The organism is Parashewanella sp. 2304DJ23-3 (assembly GCF_056591695.1).
The window spans coordinates 548,518-561,332 of record NZ_JBWQOH010000001.1; the positions used below are offsets into that span (position 1 = coordinate 548,518).

At 39.3% G+C, this 12,815-nt stretch carries 6 protein-coding genes; 3 read left to right on the plus strand and 3 right to left on the minus strand.

What is annotated here, in order from left to right:
- Positions 1-369 precede the first annotated feature (369 nt).
- Positions 370-918: a VOC family protein gene (locus AC1EU2_RS02425; RefSeq protein WP_480296405.1), complete on the plus strand. Its 549-nt coding sequence runs from the start codon at positions 370-372 to the stop codon at positions 916-918.
- Between the two features lie 90 nt (positions 919-1,008).
- Here the strand turns inward: AC1EU2_RS02425 and purL are convergent, their stop codons facing one another.
- Positions 1,009-4,890 (minus strand): phosphoribosylformylglycinamidine synthase, encoded by a 3,882-nt coding sequence (gene purL / locus AC1EU2_RS02430; protein WP_480297063.1) that lies wholly within the window; start codon positions 4,888-4,890, stop codon positions 1,009-1,011.
- Positions 4,891-5,096: 206 nt separating this feature from the next.
- Here purL and mltF point away from each other — a divergent pair, with 206 nt between their 5' ends.
- Positions 5,097-6,479, plus strand: a complete 1,383-nt coding sequence (gene mltF, locus AC1EU2_RS02435) for a membrane-bound lytic murein transglycosylase MltF (protein ID WP_480296406.1) — start codon at positions 5,097-5,099, stop codon at positions 6,477-6,479.
- Between the two features lie 194 nt (positions 6,480-6,673).
- Here the strand turns inward: mltF and tadA are convergent, their stop codons facing one another.
- Positions 6,674-7,201 carry a tRNA adenosine(34) deaminase TadA gene (tadA, locus tag AC1EU2_RS02440; RefSeq protein WP_480296407.1) on the minus strand — a complete coding sequence of 176 codons (528 nt, stop codon included), beginning with the start codon at positions 7,199-7,201 and terminating at the stop codon, positions 6,674-6,676.
- A gap of 46 nt (positions 7,202-7,247) precedes the next feature.
- The gene (locus AC1EU2_RS02445; protein WP_480296408.1) at positions 7,248-9,461 is read right to left on the minus strand and encodes an ankyrin repeat domain-containing protein; all 2,214 of its coding nucleotides are present in this window, start codon (positions 9,459-9,461) and stop codon (positions 7,248-7,250) included.
- A gap of 453 nt (positions 9,462-9,914) precedes the next feature.
- On the opposite strand from AC1EU2_RS02445, the gene AC1EU2_RS02450 reads away from it, so the two are divergent.
- Entirely contained in the window at positions 9,915-12,782 is a 2,868-nt protein-coding gene (locus tag AC1EU2_RS02450; protein ID WP_480296409.1) for a hypothetical protein, read from the plus strand.
- The last annotated feature ends 33 nt before the right edge of the window (positions 12,783-12,815 follow it).

Genomic DNA, 12,815 nt, shown 5'->3' on the forward strand with positions numbered 1-12,815 from the left:
TGCCTAAACTGTAATTTTCTTCAAAGAAGTTAAATGGCTGATGGTACCCGTCGAAGCTGTTGAAGATATTGTTGAATATGAAATGACATGGGCGAGACATGGATGTCGAGCCAAGCTCTGAGGTACATGGATGTACCATCAGAGCTGTTAGGAATTTATTCAACAATATCTGAAACGCTCAGCTTCGTTAGGGCGGCACGGTGAGATCCAAGAGAGGATTTGCTGGAGAATCCTTTCTTGGTCGGGTGTGGGCAGAAAGCCCACGACTTTGCTCTTTGAAAATGAAATTCCCCATCAAAAAAATTACTTCATGATATATTGAGACTTTTTAAAAATACTTGATAAAAACACAAGGAAATAAATCGAAAAATGGATGTATCAAATAACAATACTTCTCCAAATTTATCGTTAAGCCATGTTGAACTCTACGTTAAAGATATAAAGAGCATGGAAAGCTTTTATACAAATAAATTAGGCTTTGTTGTTACAGATAGAAGCCCAAAACAAGGTGGAATGGTGTTTCTTAGTCGGAATCCAAATGAACACCATCAAATTGTTTTAAGTCCATCCCCTGATGAAAAGGAAGTGCATAGTCCTGTTGATCATATTTCATTCAGAGTTACCTCACTTTCTGACTTAAGAGCATTTTATATTTCACTTAAACCATTATTGGGTAACAAGATTCAAACAGTATCTCATGGTAGTACTTGGTCAATTTACTTCAGAGATCCTGAAAATAACCGCTTTGAAATTTTCACTGAAACGCCTTGGTATGTGAATCAGCCATGTAGGTTTGAGGTAGATTTAGAGTTGTCAGATGAAAAGTTATCTGAATACACATTAAACCAAATAAAAACTATGTCGGGCTTTACTGATGGAGCAAGGTGGAAAGAGTCTCACCAAAACAAACTACTTTGATAATTCTAAGTTTAGTCTGTTAGAAAATCGCTTATTTTAAAGTATAAAAAAGGTCAGACTTTCACCTGACCTTTTCAATCAAAAATCAAGTTACCCTAACTTAACTCTCGCATTACGGAACATGCGCATCCATGGACTATCTTCGCCCCACTCATCTGGGTGCCATGAATTTGCTACGGTTCTGAATACACGCTCAGGGTGCGGCATCATAATGGTTACTCGACCATCAGTGGTTGTTAAACCAGTAATACCATTTGGCGAGCCATTCGGGTTTTGCGGATACTGAGTCGCAATTTCACCGTGACCATTTACATAGCGCAGTGCAATAGTACCGGTAGATTCTGCATGTGCTAAAGCATCTGTGTTAGCAAACTCGGCATGACCTTCACCATGAGAAACCGCAATTGGCATTCTTGACCCTTTCATACCTTCAAAGAAGATAGATGGGTTTTCTTGTACCTCAACTAAACTGAAACGCGCTTCAAAACGCTCAGATTTGTTGCGTACAAAGTGTGGCCAATGCTCACTACCCGGAATGATTTCTTTCAGGTTCGACAACATCTGACAACCGTTACACACACCCAGTGAGAAACTGTTATCACGAGCAAAGAAAGCACTAAATTCGTCACGTGCGCGTTGATTGAACAGAATAGATTTTGCCCAGCCTTCACCAGCCCCTAAAACGTCACCGTACGAGAAACCACCACAAGCTACAAGGCCTTGGAACGCTTCTAGGCTGATGCGACCAGAAAGAATATCCGACATGTGAACGTCAACACTTTCAAACCCTGCACGATTAAATGATGCCGCCATTTCTACGTGTGAGTTAACGCCCTGCTCACGTAAAATCGCCATCTTAGGTGAAGCACCTTTTAAGATAAACGGCGCTGCAACGTCTTGTTGTGGATCAAAGCTTAAATCAACCGTGAGTCCTGGCTCGTCCGCTTTAAGCTTTAGATCGAACTCTTGCTTAGCACACTCAGGGTTATCACGCATCGCTTGCATGCGGTATGTTGTCTCAGACCATAACTTGCGCAGTGCAATACGGCTGTCTTCAAATACCACTTCTGCTGCATCGGTAATACGAATGTTATCGCCAGAAGTCAAATGACCCACTACGTGACAATCCACACCACCCGCTTGATACTGAGCTTGAATTGTTGCCACATCATCCGCTTTCACTTGAATAACGGCGCCAAGTTCTTCATTAAATAAACGCTCTAAGTGAGTGCCTTTTAGTGATGCTAAATCAATATTTAAACCCGTGTTACCAGCAAACGCCATCTCCACTAATGTGGTGAACAGACCACCGTCACTACGGTCGTGGTAAGCAATGATATTTTTACCAGCCACCAGCTGTTGCGTAGTTTCAAAGAAGTGACGCATTACCGCTGGGTTATCTAAATCAGGTGCGTTATCACCTAACTCGTTATAAACCTGAGCCAAACATGAACCACCTAAGCGGTTTTGACCTTGGCTTAAATCCAACGCTAATAAACGCGTATCGCCTTTATCACTTCGAAGCTCAGGCGTTATCGTTTTACGAATGTCTGTTACGGCACCAAATGCCGTAATCACCAGTGACATAGGTGAAGTAACGGCTTTATCTTCACCGTTTTCATTCCACGCCGTTTTCATCGACATAGAATCTTTACCTACAGGAATGGTTAAATCCAACTCAGGGCACAACTCTTCACCCACGGCTTTTACTGCTTCGTAAAGACCAGCGTCTTCGCCCGGGTGACCTGCAGCCGACATCCAGTTTGCAGAAAGCTTAATGCGCTTGAACGAACCAATATCCGTACCCGCTATGTTCATGATAGATTCAGCGACGGCCATACGCGCCGATGCACCGAAATCTAGCAATGCTAGTGGAGTACGTTCCCCCATAGACATAGCTTCACCAGTGTAGCTGTCAAAGCTTGATGCGGTAACGGCGCAATCTGCCACTGGTACTTGCCAAGGGCCAACCATTTGGTCACGATTCACCAAACCTGTTACGGTTCTATCACCAATGGTGACTAGGAAGGTTTTATCAGCCACTGTTGGTAATGTTAAAACCCGCTTAACGGCATCGTTGATTTCAATATTTGCTTGCGCAACTGGCGTACCTTGAGCTTGTTTTGATACTACATCACGGCTCATTTTTGGCGCTTTACCTAATAAAACCTCTAACGGTAAATCAATCGGCTGATTGTCGAAATGCGGATCGTCCAGAATCAAATCTTCTTTGATAGTAGCTTCACCTACAACCGCAAACGGTGCACGTTCACGCTCACAAATTTTTGTGAATACGTCTAAGTTTTCAGGCGCAACCGACATGACATAGCGCTCTTGCGACTCGTTACACCAGATCTCTAACGGACTCATGCCACGTTCGTCTGACAACACATCACGTAAGTTGAATCGACCACCACGACCACCATCGCTTACAAGCTCAGGCAGTGCGTTTGAAAGACCACCAGCACCTACGTCATGGATAAACTGAATTGGGTTGTCGTCACCCAACTGCCAACAACGGTCAATTACTTCCTGACAACGACGTTCCATTTCTGGGTTTTCACGTTGCACTGAAGCAAAGTCTAAATCTTCGCTTGATTGACCTGACGCCATTGACGATGCAGCACCACCGCCAAGACCAATGTTCATTGCAGGGCCACCCAGTACGATAAGTTTCGCACCTTCGGTGATTTCACCTTTTTGAACGTGATCTTCACGAATGTTACCAAGGCCACCTGCCAACATGATTGGTTTGTGATAACCACGAACTTCATTGCCGTTGTGGCTGGTCACTTGTTGTTCATACGTTCGGAAGTAACCCAAAAGCGCTGGACGACCAAATTCGTTATTGAATGCAGCGCCGCCTAATGGACCTTCGGTCATGATATCCAGAGCGCTAACAATGCGACTTGGTTTGCCGTAATCGCCTTCCCAAGGTTGTTCAAAACCCGGAATATTTAGGTTAGATACGCTAAAGCCCGTTAAACCTGCTTTCGGTTTTGAGCCACGACCTGTTGCACCTTCGTCACGAATTTCACCACCTGAACCCGTCGCTGCACCAGGATATGGGCTGATTGCAGTTGGATGGTTATGCGTTTCTACCTTCATCAGAATGTGCATCGGTTCTGTGTGGTAGTTGTAAGTGCCATCAGGATCTGGGAAGAAACGACCCGCTACACTGCCTTCCATTACCGCAGCGTTATCTTTGTATGCTGATAACACGCCATCTGGCGTCGTCTCGAAAGTATTTTTGATCATCTTAAACAATGATTTTGGCTGTACTTCGCCATCAATTGTCCAATCTGCATTAAAAATTTTATGACGACAATGCTCTGAGTTCGCTTGAGCAAACATCATCAATTCGATGTCATTCGGGTTACGACCTAGCTGAGTGAAATTCTCAACTAAGTAATCAATCTCGTCTTCTGCTAAGGCTAAGCCCATTTCCACATTGGCTTTCGCTAAGGCATCACGGCCTTCATCCAGTACGTTTACGCTGGTAAACGGCTTTGGTTCAGTTTGCTCAAACAAAATTGTCGCAGATTCTAAATCACTGAATACTGCTTCAACCATACGGTCATGAATCAACGCAATTAATGACTTTTCTTGTTCTTCAGTTATCGCATCAGCGTCAACGTAATACGCTACACCACGCTCTAAACGGTTTACTTTCCCAAGGTCACAGTTATGGGCGATATCAGTAGCTTTAGAAGACCAAGGAGAAATAGTGCCGGGGCGTGGAGTGATGAAGTAGAGAGAGCCTTGAGGAAGTTGAGTTTCGATTTTAGGACCATAAGTGAGCAGTTTTTTTAATTGTTGTCGCTCGTTATCGTCCAAGGCTTGGGATAAATCAGCTAAATGAATAAACTCGGCGTAAATACTCTTAACTGGAAGTGCCTGACTGTTACATGCTTGCAGCAGTTTCTGCACATTAAACTCTGAGAGTGCAGGGGCTCCGCGGATGATCTCCATCACGTCTGTTCACCTTATAGTTTGTAGGGTAGTTATGGGATATTATTTGGGCGGTATTATATTGAAAATACGCTGACAAATCATCATTTGCTGTTGTTTAAACAACCTTTTCTTGTGTTATAAAGTGGTCGGTTTTCCAAAAACTCTTTTCTCATTATCCGAACGATTTTTAATTGCTTATGAAGTTAACTTGGTGTTTCGCATGGATGATACTCATTTTATCAGGCTGTAGAGCAACAGTTGAACCCTCTATGACGCCTGAAAACCCTGAACCTATGCGGGTTTTAAAGGTTGGTACTCTTTATGGTGCTCACACTTATATGCAAACCAACAACGGAGCAACTGGGTTCGATTATGAAATGGCGCTTAAGTTTGCGAAATACCTTAAGATCCCATTAAAAGTAGAAGTGTACTCGGACCGAACTCGTTTATATCGTGCATTAAATAACGGAAAAATCGATATTATTGCCGCCGGTCAGCAAGAAACACCATCAAGAGAACGAAAATATCGCTCTAGCCCTCCTCTGTATTTTGTTGACCAAGTGTTGGTCTACCGCAAAGGCACAAAAAAAGTCACCTCACTCAAAAATATTGTTGAGCCCATCGATGTTATGGCTAACTCATCTTTTGAAGAGCAACTTAAACAATTGTCATCAAACTACCCGAACTTAAAGTGGAAAAAGCTCTTTGGGATGGATAATGAAGAATTGCTCGATATGATCAATCAAGGTGAAATTGTGTATACCGTTGCAGACTCGAATATCATAAAAGTTAATCAACGATTCATGCCTGAAATCATAAAGGGGTTAACGATTGCAGAGCATCAACCAATTGTTTGGTTTTTTAAGAAACATCATTCCAATCGCCTGTTTAGCAAGATTTTAGATTTCTGGAATACGCAAATTAAGTCGGCTACGTTCAAATTTATGCGTGAAAAGTACTTCGGCCACGTAAAAAGTTTTGACTATGTCGACACGAAAGCTTTTATCAGAGCGTTTAATCGAGTGCTCCCTAGATACCGCCCAATATTTAAAAAACACGCCAAAGAACTCGATTGGCGTAAACTGGCTGCAGCGTCCTATCAAGAGTCTCACTGGAAACCAAAAGCTCGTTCTTTTACTGGCGTGAGAGGCATGATGATGCTCACGAACCAAACGGCTAAACATGTCGGTATAGATAATCGATTAGACCCAGAACAAAGCATTAAAGGTGGCGCTATATATTTAAGAGAAATGATTGAAAAGCTGCCTGATGCAATACCTGAAAGACAACGAATGTGGTTTGCATTAGCGTCATATAATATCGGCATTGGTCATGTACTTGATGCGCAGAAACTTGCGAAACAAATAGACCTTAACCCAAATACTTGGCGAGATATGAAAAAAGTCTTACCACTGTTACAACAAAGAAAATATTATCAGAAAACAAAATATGGTTATGGACGAGGAACTCAAGCCGTGCATTATGTTGATAGCATTCGCCGCTATTACGACACATTAGTATGGCTCGATGAAAAATCACAGCACCAACAAATGAAAGAGCAACTACTGGCGAAGAATAACGTTGCTGGTATTGAAAATATGAAATAAGCCCATATGTATTATTTCTGTAACATAGTTAAGGTAAAACCTAGCTCTACACCAAACAGAAATTATCGAGGTAACATGAAAAGAAAATTCAATAACACATCTTCACGAAGACGATTGCACAATAAAACGAAACATCTACGAACCATCAAGCGTCAAAAACTGTTCTTTAACTTCTTAACAGCTGAAAATTAATCTTACCTTTCAGCTGCTTTTTTTGCTTTTTTCAACGCTTTTATTTCTTCCCTTCTACGTTTAAAAAATGCACTTAATTGCTGACTACACTCTTCTGACATTACACCCGACTCTACTTCAACAATATGGTTGGCAGATGAATGTTGTAAAACATTATGCACCGTACCAGCAGCACCAGTTTTCTCATCTTTTGCTCCAAACACTACTCTGCCAACTCGAGCATGAATGATTGCGCCAGCACACATACTGCAAGGCTCCAATGTGACATAAAGAGTAGTATCTATGAGGCGGTAGTTTTCAAGCGCTTTTCCTGCCTGTTGCAAGCAGCGTATCTCAGCATGACCACACGGGTTATGGTCGGTAATTGAAAGGTTGTAGCTAGTAGCAATAACTTCATTATCTTTAACTAATACTGCACCAACAGGCACTTCACCTTTTGCTTCTGCTTTGGCCGCCATTTCAATGGCCAATTGCATCCATTTTTTATCTGTTAAATTTTCCAAAACCAATTTTATTTTTAGACATATCATCTCTATTATATCAAATTTAGAATATATGTAATTCAATTGACAATGTTCATTTAGATTTCAATATTTCCATCTCTATTTCTACGAAGTCATCATCCGGCGTACTCTCAGTTTCTAGATCTTTAACTTCTATTTCTACAAATTCATCATCCAGTGAACTTTCTGTTTCTACACCTATAGAATCTGGAAGTACTGCCACTCCCTTTTTGAACTGCCGAGAAGAAGTATAAATTTCGAAAGCTGGTTCTTGTTGTTCATCTCTTAAACGTGGATTTGCATTTTTTTGAAGCAATAAATCCCTAATATTTATAGCCTTAAACTTTGAAGCCCAGTGTAAAGCAGTTGTTCCCGCTTTCACTTTAGGAAATGCCTTTAGAGTTTGAAAGTTGATATCAGTTAATGGCATTTTATCAATTAATAGGGTTGCAAATTGCCCCCTCAACTTTTCATCTTTTAATTCTGAAACAAACATCAAGGCTGTAACGCCACAAAAATTTTGTTGATTAAAATTATTTGCCCCTCGAGACAAAAGATAATCTAGCATTTCAACCGACCCTGACTGAATAGCATTGATAATAAGAGTGTTTTTTCCAGTTTTCTTTTCAGGGTTTACATCACTTGATTTAAAGCCACTCACGATGGGTTGGTTTAAATCAAGTGGAGAAACTTCACATAACTCTTTGACAAAGCCAACATCTCCCTCTAACACCTTTTTACTCAATAATCGATAAAAACTACCTCTTGAGATAATAGATTTTTTAAGGAACGCTTTTGCAATGGGGGCGGTTAAAAACTCTATAATGTCACAATCTCTGGGCTGAGATGTATAGTACCCCTTAAAAACTTCGTAAATATCAACCTTTCTACCAATATTTACCTTGCGGTCTAACAAATAAAGTAAGACCGTATCATCACCTGTTCTCTTAAACCTTTCAGCAGCAAAGCAAAGAGCGTTATAAAAACTTAATGGATGCCAATTGGGGTTTACTTCATGTTGAACTGTAAAATACATGCAAGTATTAACTTGAAATTTGCCGAAGCATTGGGCTATAAACTCTACACTGGCGTCTTCTGCCGCAACCATCAATAAGGTTTTACCACCATAAAATGGTTTGTTAATATCTGCACCAGAATTTAAAAGAGCCATACAAACCTCAAACTTCTTTCGTTTTGCAGCCCAACCAAGTAGTGTTGTATTAACTCTTCCATAATATTCTAAACGGTCTTCAGTTTCGATATCATGGTTTAGTAAACCTCCCGAACATTTACTCGCAATGAGCTCTACAATTGCACTGTTTCCATATTCTACGGCTCGATAAAGCAGGGCTTTTGCTTCTCTACTCTTTAAGGAGTTAGGGTCAAACTTGCTCACAAGTACAGCAACAAGGTCAACGTTTCCTTTGGTAACAGCTGACTCTAGAAAGGTATAGATTCCACCTACTGAGTCTATTGAATCTACTGAGGTTAATATCAAGCTAATGAGCTTAATATTATTATTTTTGATCGCTTTTGAGAGTAACTCTGAAGCATTAGATATCTTATAGCCTTTACTCAATAAAACCTTAACGATATCAATATTGTTTTTGCTTACCGCCAGCTTCAAAAGATCATGTAATTCTGGAACTGAGGTTACTGAGTTAAATAACATTTCAACTAACTGAACATTACCACTTTTTACTGCAGCCTTTAATATTGCTTTAGGGTTTAATACTCTTGCTCCGGCGGTCAATAACATTTGAACAATTTCGGTATTTCCTTGCTCAACGGCTAGAAATAAAACCGATTTACCCCCATCACGATAATTGACATTTATCCCACGTTCAATTTCATCATTAACTTCATTAGCATTTTTAGACTTTATAGCTTCAATGAGGGAATCTGGCCTACTGTTTAACTTTTCACGTATTTTAAAAGCACACTTATTCGCTAACTCATCCTCAACATGTTGAGCCCGACTTGCAATAGATACCAGCTCGAAATCATGTTCAGCGGCCTCTGAAATCAAATTTTGCTGATGCCCCCCTACCGCACAGTTTGTATGAAAGTAATATAGATTCCATCTTTGTGTTTTCGCAGATTCTGGGGTAATAAGCTTTAAACGGTAAACCGACCCATCACCATTCACAGCCCTTCTTACGGTAAGTTTACATTCTAGTTCTTGGCTGACTTCATTTAGGCGGGAGGTTGAAACCTGAGAATCAACATCGTCACAATTTAACGGCAATATTAATTCGATAGAGGCGACGCTGTTAGTTGCTGTCATGATATTTAAACCTGAACGCAATTCTCACACATCCAGAGAACTTAACAGGGTATGACTTTTTTATTCCGTTTTTAAACATTGATTAACGTTAAATTAATCAATAAAAAAATCAATTAAACACTTTGAGTTGTTGATTCAATCGATAAGGGCTCTACCAGCATTAACTCTCTAAAAAAGATTAACATTCAGTGTTCTGGCCCATATTCTATTTAAGTCAATATTGAGTTTTTTATATTACCCTCCCACTCTAATTCCAACATTTGCTCAAGCTCTACCTCTCATTTCAATTCTCTGAATTCATTTTTAACACAAGACCCATTTATTTATATTTGAATACTTAAGACAACTTAATTTATTAATCATTTATTAAACAAGATTAATTGGCAAGAAAATACACAGAGACCAATAATGAATTTTAGGTTTATTTAAAATAATTAACAGTAAGAGGGAATAATGGAGGCTGCAGCTAAAACGACTTTACAGATGTCACTAAAATTTATGGGGGAGAATCATGGTGACGCTTCGGATGAAAGTCTTGACGTACCTTCAAATAGAAATACCGATGTCACCACAATCTTCAAAAATGGACAAGAAATCCTAGTAACAGTACCTGAAACTTCAAAGCAATATACCGTTACCTTCAAAAACTCAACATTCGGAATTGTCGTTCCACCTTCTTGGTTTTTGGGCAGAGATAAAACAGTTTATTTAGGAGATGATTGCGAACCTAACCACCGTGATGCATATGAAGTCTTGAAGACAATGATCTTATCTAAAAGTATTTATGAGCCCAATGCTATTTCCACACTAAAAAATGTAAAAGATAGTGCTTTTATCCGTGTCTATAGAGACTTAAAAGCTGCTTCGCCAAACCAAGCAAAACTATTATTAAGAGGCTTAGAGCAAAAAAAATTCAAAAGCATTCTTACTCATGCTGATATTGACGCTATCATTGAACTTACTAATGATTTATTAACCACTGATAATACATGGAAGCCTCAAGATGAAATTAAATCTGACCAACAGCCTCATCACAAAATGTTTGTTGCTGCATTGGAAAGCAAGTTTGGAAGCTCCCCTTCTCAATTACAATCACTGTGTGAGAAATTAAAAGATAAACCTGCATTTCCAATTATCGTAAGCCTTTTATCCGATCGCTGTAAACGTACAGTGCTACCGGATTTATCTTCAAAGATGATTACAATTCTTTTTAATGCTTATCCAAAGTCTATAAGTCATTTTATGAAATGTTGTCCTGCTCTGACACTAAGTAGAACGGACTCTAAGGGTGCTACAGCAGAAACTGACGATAAGTCATTAGAAGGTATCTTAGTCCACTGCTCTACTTGTGCTGCTGCTCAAATTCTCCTAGCAAATTTTGCCAAGAATACGCAGTGGTGTCATAAAATTCTACTTGAACATAACGATACCGCTGAGCTATTTTGCGAAACATTGGCATCTTCATCTGAAACAAAAGCAGAACGAGAATTATTGAAAGAACTATTCAAAGAAGAGCTTGATACAAACATAGTTCAAGCCCAAAGAAAAATTCTTAGATTATGTGAAAGGAATGAGCTTGAAAGTTTCAATACTCTTTTAAGTTGCTGCACTAATCATCAAAAGCTAATACTACTCAGACAAGCGTCTTCACTCCCTCTTTGTAAAGCAATTGAAGAGGAATGTATTCGGGATTCAAGTTTTGTATTGGAATGTCTTGAATACAATAAAGAAAAATCTCCCGTAAAACCTTTAATTAATGAATCATTTGACAAGAAACAAGAAAGCTTTTCACAACTTCTTGTTCACTTGCCATTAAAGGTGACCATCGAAATTATCAATTGCGGTGAAATTTCGCCTGGTAATTTTGCCAATCTTTTACTTGATTGTGCGGAGAGCTCAAAGCCTAAGTTATTGTCTATTTTAAATGCGATAAATAGTGACAAGTTGCATCAGACATTTAACGCAATAGGCAAAGATGAGTGCCAAGCGTTTTTCTCGTTGTTAGAAAAAAAACAACAGGTTAGGTTGTTAGAAGAAGACTTAACTAAAACCCCAAAAGAACAAGTGTTATTGGCTTCTATTGTGCCCGATGAGCTTATTAGGCTTGTACTTGAACTCCCAAAGAAAGATCAAGCCAAACTTTGTGAACTGCTCGACTCGAGAAGTGATAGCAAATACGCTTCAAAAATCATTGTAAAAGCAAAAGAAGATGGAGAGCTCGCAAAGCTGCTTATTGAGCTACCAAAAGAATCAATCACCAAACATCTGAGTGAAATCCCTTTAACTGATCAAATCATCGCTGAAATCTCCACCTTTGCAAGCTCACAGCAACTTGCAAAAATACTGAACACATTACCTTTTGAAAACAGAATAAAGTTTTTTAATCAGCCTGAAAATAAAAAACTCTTCATTGACTGTTTAAGTGAAATGGAACCAGAAAAAGCAGCTGAAATCGTAGCGCACTTAATGAATATTGAATTTCAGAACCGAAAGGTATCAGATACTAGTTGGGCAAAAGCTATTTCAGAGATGAAAAAAGAACCTCTAATAAAGGTATTCTCATCAATTGATTTTAAGCTCACTTTATTATGCTTAAAGTACCTTAAACTTAATAAAAAAGCTGAGTATGTAACTAGACTATGCCAATTAAACCCTGAACAAGCAGGAGCTGTTTTTAAGAGATTATATAAATCCAATCCTACTGAGCTTGTTCAAATAGCAGTTAAATATGGCGACAAAGAAACTAACTCAATGCTTACGTCTTTATCTACCGATCAAATTATACAAGCTTGTATTTTTCATAACCCTGCACAGTTTGCACACCTACTGAACTCATTAGAAAAATCTACTGCTGTAGACGTTGTTTTAAAAGCGCTTGATAATGAGGCCTACAACGGCAAACTTTCAGAGGTAGATGAACAGATCGTAAGAGAAACGTTCAAGCAAGTTACTGATGACAAGAACAAAACAAAGCTCTTAGAAGAAATTCATAAAAGCGCTGTAAATTTTTTCTATTTGTTCGATTATCATCGAGATTTTATCGAGATAGCATTCCCTCATTTTAGCGATGATATGCTCCATTCAGTAGTTGCCGTGGACTCTATCCCAGACAGATTAATCATAGCTTTACATCAACGAGCAGAAAAATGTTTAAACAGTGCACAAAAGACCATTTTTTACTCAGCATTCACGGCATCAAAAATTGAGAGAATATGGAGGCAATTACCTGCCGAGCATAAAGATAACTTTCTGGATTCAGTTAAAAAGAATGGTGATCCTAAGCAAATGGAAGAGTTTCAGCAAACTGCGAAGGCGACTTAACTTAAACCTGGTATTGTTCTCTTTAATCAAGTT